We start from the raw sequence: 21,092 nt of genomic DNA on the forward strand, positions 1-21,092 counted from the left end.
GCCAAAGCCCAGCGGGTTGCCGTCGATATCAATCTCACCGCGATCAAACCGGGCGCGCTTGTCCTTGTCGCTCAGCAGATCATAGGCGCGGGTTATCTCGGAAAAGCGTTCCGCTGCCTTGGGATTGTCCTGGTTGCGGTCGGGGTGAAGCTCTTTTGCCAGCTTGCGATAAGCGGACTTGATGTCTTTCTCACCCACGCCGCGCGCCACACCAAGGATCGAATAGGGATCTGCCATCCAGGTTAGCTAGGGGCGCGAAGCGCAAACGGCAAGGTTTTGCGGCAATTGCGAAACGCGCGGCCTTCCCTCGGGCGCGGGCACGGGCTATGCGGCTGGCGCGATGGAAGACCAGCAGCACGACCAACAGCACGATGCAATCCCGGACGAAGCTCCGTTTGCCCTGTTCGGCGAATGGTTCGCTGCGGCCCGGGCCAACGAACCCAACGATCCCGAAGCCGTGGCATTGGCCACCGCCACGCCCGATGCCGCGCCTTCGGTGCGGATGGTCCTGATGAAGGACTGGGGCGCAGATGGCTTTGTGTTCTACACCAATGGCCACAGCCGCAAAGGCGGTGAACTGGCCGCAAATCCGCAGGCCGCGATGCTGTTCCACTGGAAATCACTGCGCCGCCAGATCCGGATCGAAGGACAGATCGAGGAAGTTACGCCAGAGCTGGCCGATGCCTATTTTGCCAGCCGTGGCCGCGATTCGCAGATCGGCGCACATGCTTCGGATCAATCGGCGGAGCTGGGATCGCGTGGTGAATTTATTGCCCGGATCGCCAAGACCGGCGCGCGCTATTTGCTGGGCCCGGTTCCGCGGCCGCCGCACTGGACCGGCTTTCGGCTGATTCCATCGGCATTCGAATTCTGGCTCGACCGGCCGTTTCGCCTGCACGAACGCCGCCGGTTCGAACGCGGCGACGCGGGCCAATGGTCGAGCAAGCTGCTTTACCCATGAGCGAAGCCGGTAAACTCAATCGCAGCGCCGCCTATGCTTCGATCGCGGTGGCCAGTTTGCTGCTGGGGCTCAAGGTCTGGGCGGTCTGGACCACCCAGTCCACCGCGATGCTTGGCAGCCTGGCCGATACCGCGCTGGATCTGATCGCCAGCCTGGCGACGCTGCTGGGGGTCTGGGTTGCGGCCCAGCCCGATGATGACAATCACCGCTTTGGTCATGGCAAGGCTGAGGCTTTGGCGGCGATGTTTCAGGTGGTGCTGATCTCGATTTCTGCGCTCAGTCTGGCGTTCCGTGCGGTGATCCAGTGGAGCGAAGGCGCCCGTCCGCAAGCTGCTGAAGGCGGGATTGTGGTTTCGGCTATCGCAATTGCCGCCACGTTGATGCTGTTGGTCTGGCAGCACCGGGTGATCAAGCGCACCGGGTCGATCGCGATTTCGACCGACCATTTGCACTACAAGAGCGATCTGGCGCTCAATCTGGCGGTGATCGCGGCCTTGGCGGTCGATCAGTTTGCCGGGGTCAGAGGCGCTGATGCGCTGTTTGGCTTTGGCATCGCCTTGTGGCTGGGCTGGGGGGCATGGCGGGCTTCGCAAGATGCAATCGAGCAGCTGATGGATCACGAATGGCCTGAGGAGAAGAAGGCCCGCTTTCTTGAAGTGGTGGCGCGCCATCCTGAGCTGAAAGGGTTGCATGATTTGCGCACCCGGACTTCTGGAAACCGCGATTTCGTGCAGTTCCACATGGCGGTCGATCCCGAAATGACCGTGCGCACCGCTCATGATGTGATGGACGAGATCGAGGCGAAATTACTGGCCGAATTTCCAGAGATCGAGATTCTGATCCATCCTGATCCAGAAGGGCTGGTCAACGAGGTGGGACTGGCCGCGCAAGATCTGCTGGTAGCTGTTCAGACCGCGCACCAGCGCAGCAGTTGAAGGGCGCTGGGCCGCATCATGCATATTCTGATTTCGGACTATTCGGGCCATCCCTTTCAGGTTCAGCTCAGCCGTGAACTTGCCCGCCGCGGGCACCGGGTAACGCACCTGCACTTTGCCGGCTTTCAGACTCCCAAAGGCAATCTGACCGTGCAACCCGGCGATCCCGCGCTTTTTGCAATCGAAGCCATCACGCTGGACCGGCCCTTTGCCAAGGCAACCTTTGTGGCGCGCTGGCGCCAGGAGAATGAGGTTGGACGGATCATCGCCGGGCGGATCGCGGCGCTGCGCCCCGATGTGGTTATTTCCAGCAACGCGCCGCTTGATACCCAGCACCACATCCAGAAGGCGGCTCGGCAGATTGGTGCGCGGTTCGTATTCTGGCTGCAGGATATCTACAGCCGGGCGATCGGTGCAGTGGTGCCCCGCAAACTTCCGCTTGTTGGCCACGCTATCGCCGCCTGGTACAAGCACCTTGAATTCGCCATGCTGCGCCGCAGCGACCGGGTGGTGGCGATCACCGAGGATTTTCGTCCGATCCTGATCGATCATGGAATCGATGCAGCGCGGATCGCCGTGATCGAGAACTGGGCCCCGCTCGATGAGATTGAGCCAATGCCGCGCGATAGCGCCTGGGCCGCCCGCTATTTCAGCGCCAGGCCGCTGCGCTTCGTCTATTCGGGCACGCTGGGTTACAAGCACAACCCGCACTGGCTGCTGGCGCTCGCCCAGGAATTTCCTGAGGCTGAGATTTGCGTCACCTCCGAAGGTGAAGTGGCGGATGGAGTAGCCGCGCAGGCAAAGGCCGCGGGGCTTGCAAACCTGATCGTGCGGCCCTGGGTGCCGTTTGCCGATCTACCGGCCTTGCTGGGCGGGGCCGATGTCGTGGTAGCCTTTATCGAGCCTGAGGCCGGGATCTATTCGGTCCCGTCAAAGATCCTGTCATATCTTGCGGCGGGCCGGCCGGTGCTGGGCGCAATGCCGCGTGAGAACCTGGCTTCGCGGCTGCTTGAAACGCACCAGGCCGGCTATGTCAGCGATTGTGATGATACCGCCGATTTCCTGGCCAAGGCCCGCCAGCTGGCCAGCGATCCGGTTCTGCGCCAGACCATGGGCGAAAACGCGCGCAGCTATGCCTTGCGCACATTTGACATTGAAAATATTGGCGAACGCTTCATCGGCGTGATTGCCGGTTGACGGATTCTTGGAGATAGCTCGTGAAAACAGCTTTGGTACTTGGCGCTGGAGGATTTATCGGCAGCCACCTGGTCAAACGGCTCAAGGCCGAAGGCTTTTTCGTGCGGGCGGTCGATCTCAAGCAAACCGAATTTGGCGCCAGCCCAGCTGATGAATTCGTGATCGGCGATCTGCGCGAACAGGATGTCTGCCGCGCTGCCTATGATCGCCATTTTGACGAGGTCTATCAGCTTGCCGCCGATATGGGCGGGGCCGGCTATATCTTCACCGGCGAACACGATGCCGATATCATGCACAATTCGGCCAGTATCAACCTCAACATTGCCGCTTCTGCCAACAAGCAGGGCGTGGGCGCGCTGTTCTATTCATCATCGGCCTGCATGTACCCGGCGTACAACCAGCTTGATCCCGATAACCCCAATTGCGAGGAAAGCTCTGCCTACCCGGCCGAGCCGGATAGTGAATATGGCTGGGAAAAGCTGTTCTCCGAACGGCTCTACCTGTCCTATGCGCGCAATTACGGAATGAAGGTCCACATCGCGCGTTACCACAATATCTTCGGCCCCGAAGGCACCTGGCAGGGCGGCAAGGAAAAGGCTCCGGCCGCAGTCTGCCGCAAGGTCGCGATGACCCAAAGTGGCGGTGATGTGGAAGTTTGGGGCGATGGCCAGCAGACCCGGTCATTCCTGTATATCGATGAATGCATCGAAGGCACCTTGCGGCTGACCCGTTCAAACAAGACCGGCCCCTACAACATCGGCTCGGACGAGATGGTGACGATTTCGCAGCTGGTCGATGTGGTTTCCGATCTGGCCGAAAAACCTGTCAGCAAACGGTTTGTGCCTGGCCCCACCGGGGTGCGCGGGCGCAACAGCGATAACCGGCTGATCGAAAAAGAGCTGGGCTGGCGCCCCAGCGAGCCGCTGCGCGATGGATTGGCCAAGACCTATCGCTGGATCGAGGCGCAAGTCATGGCGCAGGACAAAGGCTAAGATAGCGCCCGGCAGTGCTGCGCTATTTGAACAGCGCGGCTATCCTGACAATCGCCTCTCGGACGGGCAAAAGGTTGGCATCGTCGGTCCGGCCCAGGCGGACAACGGTAACGCCGCGGCCAGGGTCAACCACCACGAATTGGCCAAGATGCCCGTTCATCGAAAAGGCGTTTGCGGAAAGCGGTGCCCACATCGCGGCCTGGCCGGGCCGGGGTTTGTTGAGCCAGGTCTGCGCGCCATAGCCCCGGTTGGCGGGGCTGGGCGCGATCATGAAATCAATCCAGTTCGAAGGCACCAGCTGAGCCCCCTGTGCCGCGCCGCGGCTCCGCAGGAATTCGCCGAACCGGGCCCAATCGCGGGCGGTGCCGTGGATCAGGCTGCCGCCGATCAGTGTGCCAGCGGCATCGTATTCGGGAACCATGCTTTTCATGCCCAGCGGCTCAAAGATCCGGGTCCTGAGATAATCACCCACCACCCGCGCGCGTTCGGCCGGATCCTGGCTGGTAGTCAATGACCGGGCCGCAAGATCGGCCAGAATAACCGTAGTGGCCGAGGAATATTCCCAGCTGGTGCCCGGTTCATCCTCAAGCGGCTGCGCCTCGGCATAGGTGGCCATATTGCCGCGCCCGTCGAGGAACAGCATCCGCACCGTATCAGCTTCATACGGCGGATCGCTCACCTCTTCGTGTTTAAGCCCTGAACGCATCTGCAGCAGATGGCGCAGGGTTATGCTTCCGCGCGGATCGCCGGGGCGTTGCCAGGCCGGAATTGGCACACCTTCATCCAGCCGCAGCCGCCCATCGGCCACCAGCATCCCGATCATCACCGCGGTTACCGTCTTGGCCATCGACCATGACACAAAGCGGGTGTTCTCATGATAGCCGGGGCCATAACGCTGGGCCACGATCCGTCCGCCTTTCAGCACCAGAACGGCCCTGGTTTCGGCGGTATCCTCGCGGCTGAACAGATCATCGACCGCGCGGGCCAGCGCCTCGCGGCCAACGCCGGGCTCTGCGATCACCGCCGCCATCGCGGCCCCGCTCAGCGGCGGCGGCGGCGCGGATTGGCCAGAGCCGCAAGCGATCAGGGCTGGCAGCAACAGCAACGGCGCGATATGAGACAGGCGGCGGGCAAGCATTGCCCGCTTCACTCGCGCAAAGGCCGTCCGATGGCAACCGTTAACCCCACCACCCGTCCATCCTTGCGCCGCCGGATGCTGTTGTTGGGTGTTGCCCTGGTGCTGGGCCTGGCGGCCTGGTTCTGGGGGCCGCTGGGGGCCTATGCCCAGACCGGCGCGGCCTATGGCGCACGCGTCGCCTGTTCATGCCGCTATGTCGGCGGGCGTGATCTGGGCGATTGCAAAAAGGATTTCGAACCCGGGATGGAACTGGTGATGTTGTCTGAAGATGCCGCTACGAAAAGCGTCACCGCCAGCTTTCCGCTGCTGGCCAGCGAAACCGCCAGCTATCATCCGGGCCTGGGCTGCCAGCTAGAGCCTTGGCGGGATTGATCCTGCGGTAACCCATTCCCCCGAATCTTGTGCTAGTCCCCGGTTCATGAGCGATTCCCTGATTCATCCCGTGATCCTGTGCGGCGGCAGCGGCACGCGGCTTTGGCCGCGCAGCCGGGCGATCAAGCCCAAACCGTTTCTGCCCTTGGTGGGCGATTCGACCCTGTTCGAACAAAGCGTTTCGCGCTGCGCGCCGGGCGCCGGCTTTGCCGCTCCGTTGGTGGTAACCGGCGCGGCCCATCTGGCCCATGTTGAAGCGCAGCTGGATCCCGGCAGCGGCGCGCGCGTGATTGTTGAACCTTCGGCCCGCAACACTGCCGCCGCGATTGCGCTGGCGGCGCTGCGGCTGGATCAGGACGATGTGATGCTGGTCTGCCCCAGCGATCACCACATCGCTGATGTTGCGGCCTTTCAATCGGCGGCCCATGCCGCCGCCACGCTGGCCCGCCAGGATTGGCTGGTTTCATTCGGGATCGAGGCCAAAAGCCCCGAAACCGGCTTTGGCTATCTTCAGCGCGGCGCCGCGATTGGCGCGCTGGGCTATCAGGTTGCCCGCTTTGTCGAAAAGCCCGATCTGGCAAGGGCCCAGGCCTTTCTGGCTGATGGCGGCTATGCCTGGAACGGCGGAATTTTTGCGTTCCGGGTCGGCGCGTTTCTGGCTGAGCTGGAACAGCACCGTCCTGCGATTGCGGCGGGCGCGCGCGCCGCGGTTGCAGCAGGACACGCCGATGGCCAGCGCTTTCATCCCGGCGCGGATGCCTTTGCCCGGATCGATAGCGAATCGGTTGACTATGCGGTGATGGAAAATACCGCCCGCGCGGCGATGGTTCCGGCCGATATGGGCTGGTCTGATATTGGCAATTGGGATGCATTGCTGGCTGCGCGCCCGCGCGATGAAATGGGCAACAGCGTGACCGGACCGGCTGAACTGGTCGGGTGCCGGGGGGTCCTGGTTGAAAGTGATGGCCGCCAGGTTTCTGCGATCGGGCTGGAAGACGTGGTGATCGTGGTTGATGGCAACGATGTGCTGGTCACTACCCGGGCCGGGGCGCAGCTGGTGGGAAAATTACAAGGCGCGGTCAACCAGTGAGCGGAAAGCTGGCCACAACCATGTCGGCGCGGCCGTGGGGGGTGGATCGGCTGCCGCCACCGTTCTTATCGCCGGCGGACGAGCGGATTGGTGAGGTCTGGTTCACGCCGCCAGCGGCGCTGGATGCGCTGTTGGTCAAATACATCTTCACCAGCCAGGCACTGTCGGTGCAGGTCCACCCTTGCGATGCCGATGCCCCCGCCGGATCACGCGGCAAGGAAGAATGCTGGTATGTGATCGGCGCGCAGCCGGATGCAAAGCTGGGGATCGGTTTCAAACAGGCGCTATCGGCAGATCAGCTGCGCGAAGCCGCGCTGAGCGGTGAGATCGAGCATTTGCTGGACTGGCATCCGGCCCGACCGGGCGACTTTTTCTATATCCCGGCCGGAACGGTCCACGCGATCGGTGCCGGGATCAGCCTGATCGAGGTTCAGCAGAACAGCGATGTTACCTACCGGCTTTATGACTATGGCCGCCCGCGTGAACTGCATCTGGATCAAGGGATGAAGGTGGCGCTGGGTGAACGGTATCCTGCGGCGCTGCACTGCCATGTGCCGGCCTTGGGCAATGCGGATCTGGTCAATGGGCCGCACTTCCGGCTAGACCGGATTGACGGCGCGCCTGATCCGGCCACCGCCGGGCGCTATCACGGGGCGGTGTTGGTGTTGCCGCTTGATGCGGCGCTTTTGGTTCACGGCCAGACGATTGCGCCGGGCGAATGCGCCTTGGCAGAAACTATGCGCGCAGTTGAATTTGGCGCGGGCCGATCGTTGATTACGCAGCCCGTGGGCTAGGAAGCTGCCGTTTCAGCGATCCAGCCGCCGCCGATTACGCGGTCACCGGCATAGATCACCGCAGCCTGCCCGGGGGCAACGCCAAATTCCGGCGCGGCGAAATGCAGGATGCAATCGCTGCCCTGGCCCAGCTCTCCCGCGATCGTGACCGGCACAGGTTTTGCCAGCGATCGGACCTTGGCGCTGAGCGGAGCTGACGGGACTGGCCCGATCCGGCCGGTTTCGACGATCCGCGCCGAACAGACCGCCAGCAGCCGCCTGGGCCCAACCAGCACCCGGCGCTGGCCGGCATCGATCCCGGTCACATAAAGCGGTTCTGGCTGGCCGCCGATATCCAGCCCGCGGCGCTGGCCGACGGTGTAATGGATGATCCCCTGGTGTGCGCCCAGCACATCGCCCGTTTCGGCATGGACTATTTCGCCGCCTTCGACCCCTGCCGGGCGAACCGCGCGAACCACTTTGGCATAGTCACCATCGGGCACGAAGCAGATGTCCTGGCTATCCGGCTTCATCGCCACGCGCAGCCCTTCGGCCTCGGCAATTTCGCGAACCATCGATTTAGGCAGGCCGCCCAGCGGAAAGCGCAGGAAATCGAGCTGCGCTTCAGTGGTCGCGTAAAGGAAATAGCTCTGGTCGCGGGCCGGATCGAGTGCGCGGTGCAATTCCGGGCCGGCCGGGCCGATCAGCCGCCGAACATAGTGGCCGGTTGCCAGGCAATCGGCGCCGAACTCGCGGGCCATCGCCAGCAAATCGGTAAATTTCGGGCCCATGTTGCAGCGGATGCAGGGGATCGGGGTGCGACCGGCCAGATAGTCGTCGGCAAATTGCTCAACCACTTCCTCGCGGAACTGGCTTACGTGATCGACGATATAATGCGCGATGCCCAGGCGATCGGCCACGCTGCGGGCGTCGCGAATATCATCGCCAGCACAGCAGGCCCCTTTGCGGCCGCTTGCCGGGCCGGTATCGTAGAGCTGCAGGGTAACCCCGATTACCTCGGCCCCGCTGCGCGCAGCCAGCGCTGCCACCACCGAACTATCGACCCCGCCCGACATGGCCACCACGATCCGCTTGCCGGCAAGCGGCGCAGACAGCTGGAACAGCTCTTCAAATGGAGGCAGCACAGACATTGCGCTGCGGCCCTTACACTGTGCGGGTATCACGGCAAAGGGCCCTCGCAATTCGGTAAGCATTCTCAACAAGGAGTAAAGCCGGGCTTTACCTGATCTTGACCTCGATCCTCTAGTGGCTGGCAGATGGAATTCGCAAACGACTTCATGGCTGGCCTCCGCGGCAATGTTTCACACCGTTCAAACCCGGTGGATTCGTGCGGGCTGGACTGGCCCGGGCTGCACGCCCGGCTTTGCGCCGCACATGCGGTGCGGGCAGAAATCGAATCGAACGAATCACGCCGGCGGCCTGCCGTTGGCGGATTTTCCTGCTGGGCGCGCTCGGTCCAACCCGCAGCAAATCCCTCACAGCGCGTTAACCTTACAGATTCAACAGATAGCAAAGCGTTTACTGGCAATGCTGTCCCTACCGCCGAACATTTCAAGGTTGGTGGTTGAGGAACATGATGATCGAAAATCAGAAAATCCGACCTGCGATGGTAATCGGCCCGCTCGGGGAGCCGCTGACGGTCGATTCGCTGCCGCCGCCCACCACCACCCGCTGGGTCGTGCGGCGCAAGGCTGAAGTCGTCGCCGCGGTCAATGGCGGCCTGCTTTCGATCGACGAAGTCTGCGAGCGCTATACCCTGACGCTCGAGGAGTTTGCCTCGTGGCAGCGTGCGGTTGATCGTTCGGGCATGCAGGGTCTGCGTGTTACGCGGATCCAGCACTATCGCGATCTTTACGAGCGCCAGCTGAAGTACTGAACCGAATACCAACTGCCAATACCACTGGTTGCCGATAGCGGCCGGCGCAGGAAATCCCTGCGCCGGCCGTTTCGCATTTCAAAACGGTCAATTGTTGCCAGACTGCACCGTCTGTCGGTCAATATCAGCGGTTCCCAGAAGTGCGCATTGCGCGGGCCCGTTCAAATCGCCAAAGCGGGCACTGATTGGATCTTGTGGCCAGGTGCTTATGCAACAGGGGCTTGCCGCAGGTGATTTAGCACTGTAACACAGTTCGGCAAATGGCGGAACGCTTGGCAACAGGCGTGCCGATCCGCCAAAACCGATCCGATAAAACTGATGCGATGAAGAGGGCAGCAGGACCAATGAGTTTCGAATCCACATACGGCTCGGATACTACGGATAATCCGCTGCTCGATTCAGAGGCTGATCGGTCATCGCGCTGGCGTTTGATTATCGCCGGGGTTGTGGTGCTGCTGGTGCTGATCGGGATCTGGTTCATGACCCACAGTGGCACCGCGGCAGACGAAGGCGATGCCAAGGATCAGGTCCCGGTTGTAACCGTGATCGCGCCCGGCCAGACCACCATCGAAGGCACGATCAATGCCACTGGCACATTGGCAGCGCGCCGCGAAATGCCGGTTGGCATCGCCGGCGAAGGCGGCCAGGTTGTTGCTGTTCTGGTAGAGCCGGGCCAATGGGTCCGGGCCGGGCAGACCCTGGCGGTGATCGATCGATCGGTGCAGGTTCAGCAACAAAGCAGCCAGGCCGCGCAGATCCAGGTTGCCAGGGCCAATGCGGATCTGGCCGAAGCCAACTATCAGCGCGCGCTCAAACTGGTCGGCAAAGGCTTTGTTTCAAAAGCTGATGTCGATCGCCTTCGGGCCCAGCGCGATTCGGCCTTTGCCCAGGTCCGGGTGGCCAATGCCCAGCTAGGAGTGCTTAATGCGCAGTCGCGCCGGCTCAACGTGGTTGCACCGGCCGCCGGGCTGGTGCTTGAGCGGCGGGTTGAACCCGGGCAAGTGGTCAGTGCCGGATCGGGTTTCCTGTTTCGCATCGCCAAGGGCGGGGAAATGGAGCTGATGGCGCAGCTGGGCGAAACTGATCTGGCTGGCATCAGCCCAGGGGTCAGCGCCGAAGTGATCCCGGTTGGCGGGGAAAAATCCTTTATTGGCCAGGTTTGGCAGATTTCACCGGTGATTGATCCGGCCAGTCGCCAGGGCACCGCGCGGATCGCACTGGCCTATGCCCCGGAACTTCGCCCCGGTGGATTTGCCTCGGTTGTGATCAAATCCGGCACCATGGTGGCCCCGCTTCTGCCCGAATCGGCTTTGCTTTCGGACAGCAAGGGCAGCTATGTTTACATTGTTGGCAAGGACAACAAGGTTGAGCGCAGGGATGTGAAGCAGGGCCGGATTACAGCCCGGGGCGTCGTCATCGCGGGCGGCCTTTCTGGCACAGAGCGGGTTGTGCTGCGGGCCGGCGGCTTCCTCCAGCCCGGTGAGACGATCAAGCCGATAGCGCCGAAGCCGTGATAGGGCACCGGGCAGGAGCGCAGACATGAATTTCCAGAACATCTCGGCCTGGTGCATCCGCAACCCGGTGGTGCCGATTGTGCTGTTTATCGCGTTGATTCTGGGCGGAATGGTCACCTTCTCAGGGATGAAGGTCCAGAACGATCCGGATATCGAATTTCCGCTGGTGATCGTTGCGATCAGCCAGCCAGGCGCCGCGCCGACCGAGATCGAGAACCAGATCACGCAAAAAGTTGAGGCATCGCTGCAATCGTTGCAAAACGTCAACAACATCAGTTCAACCGCGCGCGAAGGGTCCAGCGAAACGCAGATTGAATTCGATATCGGCACCGATGTTATCGAGGCGCTGAACGACGTCAAGAATGCTGTAGATCAGGTTCGCGGCAGCCTGCCCGACGGGATCCTTGAACCCGAAGTGTTCAAGGTTGAAATCTCCAGCGACGAAATCGGTTATTTCGCGGTCCAGGCCGATGACATGACGCTTGAGCAGCTGTCGTGGTTTGTCGATGATACGGTCACCAAAAATCTGCTCAGTGTGTCAGGCTTGGCCCAAGTTAACCGGGGCGGCGGCGTGACCCGTGAAATCGCGGTCATCCTTGATCCAGCCAAGATGCAGGCCAACGGTGTAACCGCCGGCCAGATCAATCAGGTTTTGCGGCAGCTCAATCTCAACGCGGCAGGCGGGCGATCTGAAATCGGCGGATCGCGCCAGTCGGTCCGCGTGCTGGGCAATACGGCAACTGCCTATCAGCTTTCGCAGACCGACATTCCGCTGGGCGGCGGGCGGGTGATCAAGCTTACCGATGTTGCCAAGGTATCGGACGGGTACAGCGAAATAACCTCGATCGGCAAAACCAACGGCAAATCGGCGGTCACCTTCGGGATTGCCCGGGGCCGGGGTGAATCCGATGTTTCGGTCTATGATGCCGCCGTCGCTCGGCTTGAAAAAATCGAGGCAGACAATCCGGGCGTCAAGTTCACCAAGCTGTTCACCACCGTACCCTACGTCAAGGAACAATATTCCAGCTCGATTGCAGCGATGATCGAAGGCGCGGTCCTGGCAGTTATCGTGGTGTTCTTCTTCTTGCGCGATTGGCGCGCAACGATGATTTCGGCGATTGCGATCCCGCTTTCGGCGATCCCGGCCTTCTGGTTCATCGATATGATCGGGATCACGCTCAACCAGATGTCGTTGCTGGCTCTGGGGCTGGTGGCAGGTGTGCTGGTTGATGATGCGATCGTTGAGGTTGAGAATATCGTGCGGCACATGCGGATGGGCAAAAGCGCCTATCAGGCCGCGATTGACGCTGCTGACGAGATCGGCCTGGCGGTGGTGGCAACTACATTCTCGATTGTCGCGGTGTTCCTTCCGGTTGGACTGATGCCGGGGATTCCCGGGCAGTTCTTCTTCAATTTCGGCTGGACCGTGGTGGTTTCGGTGCTGATCAGTCTGGCGGTGGCACGCATGATCACGCCGATGATCGCGGCCTATTTCCTCAAGCCGGCTGGCCCGGCCGAGCATGGCGGCGGGATCTGGATGGAACGCTATGAGCGGCTTCTCCATTTCAGCCTTGATAACCGCAAGCAGCGCGCGCTGCGCGGCCAGGTTGAAGCGGTTCGCGGGTTGCCGTTCTATCACCTGCTGCCGACACTGGCGGCAGCTTTCGTAGCGATTTCGCCGTTCGTTATGCGTGGGGAGCCGGTTGTCGGCGAAGTGGCCAAGGGGCCGGGGGTGGGCCTGGCCCTATCCGCCCTGATCCTTGGCGCGCCGATTGCCTATGGCCTGGTGTTCCTGATCCAGACCCTGCTGATGGCCCTGGTCAACCTGGCGATAAAGCAGCGTAGCGCTGGGTTCTTGGCCTGGAGCCGTTTCTGGGCGCTGCGGCTGGGCGCACGGCTGCGCGATCACCGGATCTGGATGCTGGGCGTGGCCTTGTTCGCACTGGTGATGTCGGGCGTCTTGTTCGGGATACTTCCGCAAAAACTGTTTCCCGAACAGGACAGCGATTTCAGCCGGATAACCATCGAAATGGTTCCCGGCACCACCTTGCAGCAGACCGAGGCGGTGTTGGGCAAAGTGGCCAAACTGATCGCAGACCAGCCCGAAGTGGAACGGGTCCAGGAGCGGATCCGCGAAGGCAGCGGATCGGTTTTCATCACGCTGAAAAAGGACCGCGAAAAAAGCAGCCAGGAATTTGAACGCGGGCTGACCCCGCAGCTTCAGCAGTTCGCCGATGCCCGGGTCAATTTCCAGGCGCTGTTCCAGGCTGGCCCTCCGGGGCTTGGCCGGCCGATCTCGGTCATGCTGACCGGCGCAGATTCGGTTGTGCTGGAAGCGACCGCGGCGCAGCTGGCCGAACAGATGAAATCGATCCCCGGCGTGGTTGCCCCGCGGGTGGCTGCTGATACCCGCCGGCCCGAACTGGTTATCACGCCCCGGCAAGAACTGGCGGCGAGCCTTGGGGTTACAACCGCCGCACTCAGCCAGACGATCCGCATCGCCACGATTGGCGATATCGATCAGAACGCAGCCAAATTCTCGCTCGCAGACCGGCAGATCCCGATCCGGGTCCGCTTGTCCGAAGATTCGCGGCGCGATCTTTCCGTGATCGAAAATTTGCCGGTGCAAACCACCAGCGGCGGATCGGTGCCGCTGGCGCGGGTTGCCGATATCAGTCTGGGTTCGGGCCCGGTATCGATCCGCCGCTTTAACCAGCAGCGGCGCGTGTTTGTGGGGGCCGATCTTGCGCCGGACGCCAAGGAAGGTCCGATCAAGGCCAAGATCGAAGAATTGCAGGTCATGAAGAACCTGCCCGCCGGGGTCAGCAAGAAGCCGTATGGCTCTGACGAAATTTTCGAAGAGCTGATTACCAGCTTCCAGATCGCGCTGGGATCAGCGTTTCTGCTGGTCTTTGCGGTGCTGGTGCTGCTTTATCACCGCTTCGTCTCGCCCCTTGTCAATATGGCCTCGCTGTTGCTTGCGCCGCTGGGCGGCTTGATCGCGCTGTTCCTGGCCGGACAGGAAGTGACCCTGCCGGTGTTCATCGGGATCCTGATGTTGTTCGGGATCGTCGCCAAGAACTCGATCCTGTTGATCGATTTCGCGATCGAGGAAATGGCCAAAGGGGTGCCGAAGTATGAGGCGATCCTTGATGCCGGCCACAAACGCGCCCAACCGATCGTGATGACCACCGTGGCGATGACTGCCGGGATGGTACCAACCGCGCTGTCGCTGGGCGGCGATTCGGCCTGGCGGCAACCGATGGGCACGATGGTGATGGGCGGCCTGATCCTGTCTACAGTGCTGACCTTGCTGATCGTTCCGGCCGGCTTCAGCCTTGCCAACGGTCTGGAAGTGCGCATTGGCCCGTGGCTCAGCCGCCTGTTCCTGACCTATCAACCAGCCCATGCCGAAGCGGCCACAATGCCCTCGCATGAGCCTGCATCTGACATGGCCCCGCAGCTACCCTCGCCGCCACCCCAGCCGTCGGCCGCCACACCGGCCAGCCGGCGCGGCGAAGGACCTTCGCCGGCCGAGTGAGCGGATCGGCGCCTCGGCTGCGCTGGCGCCGCCCGGTCAGCGCCCCTCTGCCCGATCGGGCCAGAACCATGCGCCGCGTTGCCACCGGGCTGCTGGTGGCGATGGCCGCGCTGTTCCTGCTGGCCCGGCAGTTTCAGGGTGCGCACCCGGCCTGGGGCTTTGTGCTGGCCTTTGCCGAGGCCGGGATGATCGGCGGGATTGCCGATTGGTTTGCGGTGACCGCCCTGTTCCGCCATCCGCTGGGTCTGCCAATCCCGCACACCGCCATCGTCCCCGAAAACAAGGACCGGATCGCCGATACGATGGCGCAGTTCCTGCAGGACAATTTCCTGATCCCGCCGGTGGTGGCGCGGCGCCTGAAATCGATGAACCTGGCCGGGGCGGCGGGCGATTGGCTGGCCGATCCGGCCAAGGGCGGATCAACCCGGCTGCGCGATGGCGCGGCTGAACTGGCGGCTCAGGTGCTGGAATCGCTCGATCCCGATCGGCTGGGCAACCAGGTTCGTGGCGGGCTGTTTCGCCAGATTGACAAGCTTGAGGTTTCGCCGCTGATCGGCCAGATGCTGGGCACCACGATTGCTGACAAGCGCCACATGCCGGTGATCGAATCGCTGGTTCGCTGGGCCGGGCTGACGCTGGAAGACAACGAACAGATGATCCGCGATCTGATCCACGCCCGCGCCAATGCCGTGCTGCGCTGGACCGGGCTGGATGAAACGCTGGCCAATTCGGTGCTCGATGGGCTGTACAAGCTGTTGGCCGAAGTGATCGTCGATCCCGATCACCCACTGCGCGCCAAGGTCGAGGAAGGGCTGGCCAAGCTCGCCCAGGATCTTCAACACGATGCCGATCTGCGCGCCAGGATAGAGCGGCTAAAGGGCGAACTGGTTGGCAATCCGGCGGTCTCGGTCTGGTGGCAGGGTGTGTGGGAACGGTTGCGCGCCGCAATGCTCGATCGGCTGCGGCGGCCTTCGGGCGAAGCCAGCGGGCAATTGGCCGAAGCCTTGACCGAGCTGGGCAAGCATCTGCGTGATGATCCGCAATTGCAGCTGCAGATCAACCGCTTTGCCCGCCGCACCCTGGTGGGCATTTCGGTGCGTTATGGCACCCAGATTGTCCGGCTGGTTTCTGAAACGGTCAAGCGCTGGGATGCGCAGACCGTCACCACCCGGTTGGAAAGTGCGGTTGGCCGCGATCTGCAATTCATCCGGCTCAACGGCACCTTGGTGGGCGGCTTTGTTGGCGTGGTGATCCACGGGGTTGATCTTGTGCTGTGATGCCGCTGATCACCACCGCCCGCCTTGAACTGTGGCAGCCCCGGCTGGGCGATCAGGCGGATCTGTTTGATCTGACCCTGGCCGAGGAAACCCGCCGGTTTCTAGGCACCTTCGTGCCGACACAGATGGATGCCTTTGCCCGGTTGCACCGCAATGCCGGATCATGGGCGCTGCACGGTTATGGCAGCTTCATGGTGCGGCTGAAAGCCAAGGGGCGGATAATCGGCAACTGCGGCGTGTTTCGCAGCCATCGCGGGTTTGGGGCCGATCAGGGGCTTGATGATGTGCCCGAAGCCGGCTGGATCGTGCACCAGGACCATTGGGGCCAGGGCATCGCGCGCGAAGCGATGGAAGCCGCGCTGGCCTGGTTTGATGCGGAACATGGCCAACAGCGGATCGCCGCGATGATCGAGGAAGGCCATGCCGCGTCCGATGCCCTGGCGCAGCGGCTGGGCTTCGTGCGCTATGGGCGGCATCAGCCGGATGACGGTGCGGCGCTGGTGCTCTATGAGCGGCTTACCATTCCCCAGCCACCCAATTGATCCGGCTGATGTAATAGGATTTTACCGGCTGACCGGCGGCATCAAGCGCAGGCTTCATCTGCGCGCGAACCATCAGCAGCTTGCACGATAGATCCGCGAATTCATCGGGATTGGTGCGGAACAGGATCCGGCATCCCGTGACAGCGCCACTGGGGGCCACATCAAGCCGAAAGCGGACGATACCGTTCTGGCCGCGGTGCAGCGCCTTTTCGGGGAAATCGCCGGAGCGGAACCATGTGCCGGGATTGCTGGCAGGCTGGGCTTGCCGTGAAAGCGTAGCTTGCACCTTGGGATCAAAGCCCCATTGGACCAGCAGATCATCGGTGCAGGTCCGCATCGCCGCCATCGGCGCGGCCATTGACCCGGTTTCCAGCCGATAGGCCTTGCCGCCTTTGCGCTTGATTGTGATAGAGTTTGCCGCTGCTTCTGCCGCGCTTGTCAGGCCCGGCGCCTGAACCGGCTCTCTGGTGCTTTTCGGAGGTTCCCAGCCATCCAGCCGCAGCCCTTCGATTATAACCCCTGGAACCTTGTCATCCCCGGCCGTTATCGCCACACCAGTGCGGGAAAAGGGTATGGCCTGACCGCCGAAAGCGACTTGGACCGGCATGGCAATGCCATCGAACTTCAGCACTTTGCTGAAAATCGTCATCTGCACATAATCGCCCGGCGCAGTGCGGGTCAGCGAAAGCAGTGCTGAATCAACGCCGTTGCCGAACCGTGCAAACAGGTGACAGGCATCGATATCGTAATTCATTTCCCACTTGGTGGTTTTTGGCAACGATATGGGCGCCTTGTTTGCTGCTGCTGCGGGAAATTGCCCAACCGCAAGGCTAAGTGTGGCCAACCAGGCTAACGAACGCATCGGCGCCTCCTTGCAATGGATGGAGCCAACTTACTGCCTTGCATCAAAAAGAAAAGGCCCCGCCGAAGCGAGGCCTTTGTCTTGTTCGAAGGATCTGAATTCAGAGCTTGCCGGTCAATTCCGGCACCGCATTGAACAGATCCGCGACCAGCCCGATATCGGCGACCTGGAAAATCGGCGCGTCTTCGTCCTTGTTGATCGCGATGATGGTCTTGCTGTCCTTCATGCCCGCAAGATGCTGGATCGCGCCCGAGATGCCGATTGCGACATAGATTTCGGGGGCGACGATCTTGCCGGTCTGGCCAACCTGATAGTCATTTGGGACATAGCCCGCATCAACCGCAGCACGGCTGGCGCCAACGGCGGCGTTCAGCTTGTCGGCCAGCGGAAAGATCGTGGCGGTGAAGGTTTCTGCATCCTTCAATGCGCGCCCGCCAGAGACGATGATCTTCGCGCTGGTCAGCTCGGGCCGCTCGCTCTTGGCGATTTCGGACCCCATGAAGCTGCTGGTCCCGGCATCGCCGGTGCTGGCAACCGCTTCAACGCTGCCCGACCCGCCGGTGGCCTCGGCCTTGGCAAAGGCGGTGCCGCGAACGGTGATCACCAGCTTGGCATCGCTCGATTCAACCGTGGCAATCGCGTTGCCGGCATAGATCGGGCGGGTGAAAGTCTTGGGACCTTCGACCGAGAGGATATCTGAGATCTGCATCACATCGAGCAGCGCTGCGACGCGCGGGGCGATGTTCTTGCCGGTGGTGGTGGCGGGCACCACGAAGGCATCGTGGTTGGCCATCAAGCCGGCTACCAGCGGCGCGACGTTTTCGGCCAGGGCATTGGCATAGGCCGCATCATCAGCCAGGTGGACCTTGCCCACGCCGGCGATCTTGGCGGCTTCATCGGCCACGGCCTTGCAGCCCGATCCGGCGACCAGCAGGTGCACTTCGCCAATTTGCGAAGCGGCGGTAACCACAGCCAGCGTTGCATCCTTGACCGAGGCGTTGTCGTGTTCGACCCAAACGAGCGTTTTCATCTTACGCTACTCCCATTTCTTTGAGCTTGGCGACAAGCGCGTCCACATCAGCCACCTTGATCCCGGCGCTGCGCACTGGCGGTTCGGCAACTTTCAGCGTCTTGAGCCGCGGCGCGATATCCACGCCGTAATCACCCGCCGTCTTGGTGGCGAGCGGCTTTGATTTGGCCTTCATGATGTTGGGCAGCGAGGCATAGCGCGGCTCGTTCAGGCGAAGATCGGTGGTGACGATCGCGGGCAGTGCCAGCTTGACCGTTTCCAGCCCGCCATCGACTTCACGCTTTACGACAACGCTATCACCTTCGATGCTGACTTCGTTGGCAAAGGTGCCTTGCGGGCGGCCCATCAGCGCGGCGACCATCTGGCCAACCTGGTTCGAATCGTCGTCAATCGCCTGCTTGCCGGTGATGATGAGGCTGGCCCCTTCTTCCTCGGCCACGCCCTTGACCAGCTTGGCAACGGCCAGCGGTTCAACCTCGACGCCGTCATCTACCTGGATCAGCACGGCGCGGTCTGCGCCCATGGCGAGCGCGGTGCGCAGCGTTTCGGCGGCCTTTGCGGGCCCGACTGACAGCGCGATAATTTCAGTCACCACGCCTTTTTCCTTGAGGCGAATGGCTTCTTCAACCGCGATCTCGTCGAACGGGTTCATTGCCATTTTGACATTGGCGAGCTCGACGCCGGTGCCGTCGGACTTTACCCGCGGCTTCACGTTATAATCGATCACGCGCTTTACGCAGACCAGGGCTTTCATAAGTGTCCAGCCTTTCCCTTAGAATGACGCCGCAGCGCCTAGTTTACGTTTACGGAAACGTCAACCTTACGATCCGTTATGCTGCTTTGCGGACTTCCGCCACGATCTTCTTGGCGGCATCGCCAAGATCGCTGGCTGAAACGATCGGCAGGCCCGAATTCTCAAGGATTGCCTTGCCCTGCTCTACATTGGTGCCTTCAAGGCGGACCACCAGCGGAACCGAAAGGTTCACTTCCTTGGCCGCCGCCACGATCCCATCGGCGATAATGTCGCACTTCATGATCCCGCCGAAGATGTTGACAAGGATGCCCTTCACCGCCGGGTCCTTGAGGATGATCTTGAACGCTGCCGTAACCTTTTCTTTGCTGGCGCCGCCGCCCACATCGAGGAAGTTGGCCGGGAATTCGCCGTTCAGCTTGATGATGTCCATCGTTGCCATGGCAAGCCCTGCGCCGTTGACCATGCAGCCGATGTTGCCATCCAGCTTGATGTAGGCCAGATCATACTGGCTGGCTTCGACTTCAGCCGGGTCTTCCTCGGTTTCGTCGCGCAGCGCCATCACATCGCTGTGGCGATAGAGCGCGTTCGAATCGAAGCTCATCTTGGTATCAAGCACCATCAATTGCCCGCTGCATTCGGCCAGCGGGTTGATTTCGATCATCGCGCAATCCAGCGCCATGAATGCGTCATACAATTGCTTGCCCAGTACCTGTGCCTGTTTGGCCAGATCGCCCTTCAGCTTGAGCCCGAAAGCCAGCGCGCGGCCGTGGTGCGGCATAAAACCCTGAGCCGGATCGATCGTGACAGTGATGATCTTTTCCGGGGTATCGTGGGCCACATCCTCAATGCTCATCCCGCCTTCGGTGCTGACGATCATTGCGATCCGCCCGGTGGCGCGGTCAACCAGCATCGAAAGGTAGTATTCGCTGCCGATATCGACCCCATCTGTGATGTAGAGCCGGTTCACCTGCTTGCCGGCATCGCCGGTCTGGATTGTCACCAGGGTGTTGCCCAGCATGTCTTGTGCATGGGCTTCCACTTCCTCAAGGCTCTTGGCCAGACGAACGCCGCCTTTGGCATCGGGGCCAAGTTCCTTGAACTTGCCCTTGCCGCGCCCGCCGGCGTGGATCTGGCTTTTCACCACATAGAGCGGCCCGGGAAGGTCCTTGGCGGCGGCAACCGCTTCGGCTACGCTCATCGCGGCGATCCCCTTGGGAATGGCAATGCCGAACCGGCTGAGCAGTTCCTTGGCCTGGTATTCGTGGATGTTCATGGCGTGGGCATCTCCGGAGATGGGGCCAGCAAGTTGCGGCCTGCTTGGCAAGCGCCTAAGCACAGTCAACCCAGCTTGAAAAGGCCCGTAATGGTGCAGGATCGGACAAATATGAACGCCAGTTGCGATTGGTTCTCAGCAATGGGGAAAATGCCGGCTTGATCGATCGCGCGCGTCTGGAACAAATCGTTCGCGCAGCCGGGCAAATCGCGCTTGGCGCCTGGCCGGGCCATGGCCACGTGCTGGAAAGCTGGGACAAGCTCGATAGCAGCCCGGTGAGCGCGGCTGATTTTGCCGTGGATGCCTTTCTCAAGCACGAACTATCGGCGCTGCTGCCTTCGGCTGGCTGGCTCAGCGAAGAGACGATTGATGCGCCCGAGCGGCTGGAAGGCCGCTTGATCTGGCTGGTCGATCCGATTGACGGGACCCGCGATTTTATCCGCGGACGCAGCGGCTGGGCCATATCGGTCGCCCTGATCAGCGCCGGGCGGCCATTGATGGGCATGCTGGATGCCCCAGCCCGCGGCGAATTCTGGCAGGCCGAGGCAGGGCATGGCGCCTGGCGCAACGGGATCCGGCTGGCGGCTTCGCGCCGCACCGAATTGACCGGCTCGCGGGTGCCGGCCCAGGCCTTGCCAAAGGCCGATCTTGATCTGACGCTGGTTGATCAGCCCAATTCGATTGCGCTGCGGATCGCCAAGGTTGCCGCCGATGAGGCCGATCTGGTGGCTACGCTGCGCTGGGGGTTTGAATGGGATGTTGGGGCCGCCGCGCTGATCGCGCGTGAGGCCGGAGCCGCAGTGACTGATGCCTTTGGCCAGCCGCTGGCCTACAACAAACCCGATCCGCGGGCCTTTGGCGTGCTGGCCTGCGCCCCGGGGATCCACGATGCCGCAGTAGAGCGGCTGGCGGGGCGGGCCAAGGAACTGGCCGGCTGAACCAGA

Annotated in this window: 20 protein-coding genes; 13 read left to right on the top strand and 7 right to left on the bottom strand. The window is 61.9% G+C overall.

Annotated features, from left to right (window positions below; translation table 11 throughout):
* Window positions 1–237 (bottom strand): DnaJ domain-containing protein (locus ABL914_RS07210; protein ID WP_391562497.1); only part of this gene is annotated, 237 nt, incomplete at its 3' end.
* 103 nt (window positions 238–340) lie between these two features.
* Here ABL914_RS07210 and pdxH point away from each other — a divergent pair.
* From pdxH to ABL914_RS07230, 4 genes are read left to right on the top strand one after another with little or no spacing between them, the layout of a single operon-like run.
* Window positions 341–961: a pyridoxamine 5'-phosphate oxidase gene (gene pdxH, locus ABL914_RS07215; RefSeq protein ID WP_391562498.1), complete on the top strand. Its 621-nt coding sequence runs from the start codon at window positions 341–343 to the stop codon at window positions 959–961.
* Window positions 958–1,896 carry a cation diffusion facilitator family transporter gene (locus ABL914_RS07220; protein WP_391562499.1) on the top strand — a complete coding sequence of 313 codons (939 nt, stop codon included), beginning with the start codon at window positions 958–960 and terminating at the stop codon, window positions 1,894–1,896. Before pdxH ends, ABL914_RS07220 begins: the two co-directional genes overlap by 4 nt.
* 18 nt (window positions 1,897–1,914) lie before the next feature.
* Window positions 1,915–3,093: a glycosyltransferase family 4 protein gene (locus ABL914_RS07225; RefSeq protein ID WP_391562500.1), complete on the top strand. Its 1,179-nt coding sequence runs from the start codon at window positions 1,915–1,917 to the stop codon at window positions 3,091–3,093.
* Window positions 3,094–3,113: 20 nt separating this feature from the next.
* Window positions 3,114–4,085 (top strand): NAD-dependent epimerase/dehydratase family protein, encoded by a 972-nt coding sequence (locus tag ABL914_RS07230; RefSeq protein ID WP_391562501.1) that lies wholly within the window; start codon window positions 3,114–3,116, stop codon window positions 4,083–4,085.
* Window positions 4,086–4,107: 22 nt separating this feature from the next.
* Here the strand turns inward: ABL914_RS07230 and ABL914_RS07235 are convergent, their stop codons facing one another.
* Entirely contained in the window at window positions 4,108–5,223 is a 1,116-nt protein-coding gene (locus ABL914_RS07235; RefSeq protein ID WP_391562502.1) for a serine hydrolase domain-containing protein, read from the bottom strand.
* Between the two features lie 30 nt (window positions 5,224–5,253).
* On the opposite strand from ABL914_RS07235, the gene ABL914_RS07240 reads away from it, so the two are divergent.
* The 3 genes from ABL914_RS07240 to ABL914_RS07250 are packed head-to-tail and all read left to right on the top strand — an operon-like array spanning window position 5,254 to window position 7,479.
* On the top strand, window positions 5,254–5,595 hold the full coding sequence (locus ABL914_RS07240; protein ID WP_391562503.1) for a hypothetical protein: 342 nt from the start codon (window positions 5,254–5,256) through the stop codon (window positions 5,593–5,595).
* Window positions 5,596–5,641: 46 nt separating this feature from the next.
* Entirely contained in the window at window positions 5,642–6,685 is a 1,044-nt protein-coding gene (locus ABL914_RS07245) for a mannose-1-phosphate guanylyltransferase (protein ID WP_391562504.1), read from the top strand.
* Entirely contained in the window at window positions 6,682–7,479 is a 798-nt protein-coding gene (locus tag ABL914_RS07250) for a class I mannose-6-phosphate isomerase (protein ID WP_391562505.1), read from the top strand. Before ABL914_RS07245 ends, ABL914_RS07250 begins: the two co-directional genes overlap by 4 nt.
* On the opposite strand, the gene mnmA is transcribed toward ABL914_RS07250, so the two are convergent.
* Window positions 7,476–8,609 (bottom strand): tRNA 2-thiouridine(34) synthase MnmA, encoded by a 1,134-nt coding sequence (gene mnmA, locus ABL914_RS07255; protein WP_391562506.1) that lies wholly within the window; start codon window positions 8,607–8,609, stop codon window positions 7,476–7,478. The two genes, ABL914_RS07250 and mnmA, sit on opposite strands and share 4 nt — an antisense overlap.
* A gap of 446 nt (window positions 8,610–9,055) precedes the next feature.
* Here mnmA and ABL914_RS07260 point away from each other — a divergent pair, with 446 nt between their 5' ends.
* The 5 genes from ABL914_RS07260 (at window position 9,056) to ABL914_RS07280 (ending at window position 16,229) form a co-directional block, all read left to right on the top strand.
* Window positions 9,056–9,355, top strand: a complete 300-nt coding sequence (locus ABL914_RS07260) for a DUF1153 domain-containing protein (protein ID WP_391562539.1) — start codon at window positions 9,056–9,058, stop codon at window positions 9,353–9,355.
* A 344-nt stretch (window positions 9,356–9,699) separates the two neighbouring features.
* The gene (locus ABL914_RS07265; protein ID WP_391562507.1) at window positions 9,700–10,869 is read left to right on the top strand and encodes an efflux RND transporter periplasmic adaptor subunit; all 1,170 of its coding nucleotides are present in this window, start codon (window positions 9,700–9,702) and stop codon (window positions 10,867–10,869) included.
* A gap of 25 nt (window positions 10,870–10,894) precedes the next feature.
* On the top strand, window positions 10,895–14,410 hold the full coding sequence (locus ABL914_RS07270) for an efflux RND transporter permease subunit (RefSeq protein ID WP_391562508.1): 3,516 nt from the start codon (window positions 10,895–10,897) through the stop codon (window positions 14,408–14,410).
* Between the two features lie 68 nt (window positions 14,411–14,478).
* Window positions 14,479–15,687 (top strand): DUF445 domain-containing protein, encoded by a 1,209-nt coding sequence (locus ABL914_RS07275; RefSeq protein WP_391562540.1) that lies wholly within the window; start codon window positions 14,479–14,481, stop codon window positions 15,685–15,687.
* On the top strand, window positions 15,687–16,229 hold the full coding sequence (locus ABL914_RS07280; protein WP_391562509.1) for a GNAT family N-acetyltransferase: 543 nt from the start codon (window positions 15,687–15,689) through the stop codon (window positions 16,227–16,229). The genes ABL914_RS07275 and ABL914_RS07280 overlap by 1 nt, the downstream gene beginning before the upstream one ends.
* On the opposite strand, the gene ABL914_RS07285 is transcribed toward ABL914_RS07280, so the two are convergent.
* From ABL914_RS07285 to sucC, 4 genes are all read right to left on the bottom strand, one after another.
* Window positions 16,204–17,091 (bottom strand): energy transducer TonB, encoded by an 888-nt coding sequence (locus ABL914_RS07285; protein ID WP_391562510.1) that lies wholly within the window; start codon window positions 17,089–17,091, stop codon window positions 16,204–16,206. The two genes, ABL914_RS07280 and ABL914_RS07285, sit on opposite strands and share 26 nt — an antisense overlap.
* A gap of 100 nt (window positions 17,092–17,191) precedes the next feature.
* Window positions 17,192–18,121, bottom strand: a complete 930-nt coding sequence (locus ABL914_RS07290) for an electron transfer flavoprotein subunit alpha/FixB family protein (RefSeq protein ID WP_391562511.1) — start codon at window positions 18,119–18,121, stop codon at window positions 17,192–17,194.
* A gap of 1 nt (window position 18,122) precedes the next feature.
* The gene (locus ABL914_RS07295) at window positions 18,123–18,875 is read right to left on the bottom strand and encodes an electron transfer flavoprotein subunit beta/FixA family protein (protein WP_391562512.1); all 753 of its coding nucleotides are present in this window, start codon (window positions 18,873–18,875) and stop codon (window positions 18,123–18,125) included.
* Between the two features lie 76 nt (window positions 18,876–18,951).
* On the bottom strand, window positions 18,952–20,148 hold the full coding sequence (gene sucC / locus ABL914_RS07300; RefSeq protein WP_391562513.1) for an ADP-forming succinate--CoA ligase subunit beta: 1,197 nt from the start codon (window positions 20,146–20,148) through the stop codon (window positions 18,952–18,954).
* Window positions 20,149–20,306: 158 nt separating this feature from the next.
* Here sucC and ABL914_RS07305 point away from each other — a divergent pair, with 158 nt between their 5' ends.
* Window positions 20,307–21,086, top strand: a complete 780-nt coding sequence (locus ABL914_RS07305; protein ID WP_391562514.1) for a 3'(2'),5'-bisphosphate nucleotidase CysQ — start codon at window positions 20,307–20,309, stop codon at window positions 21,084–21,086.
* The last annotated feature ends 6 nt before the right edge of the window (window positions 21,087–21,092 follow it).

It is taken from the genome of Novosphingobium sp. (assembly GCF_040079535.1).
In the GTDB taxonomy this organism is placed as follows: Bacteria; Pseudomonadota; Alphaproteobacteria; order Sphingomonadales; family Sphingomonadaceae; genus Novosphingobium.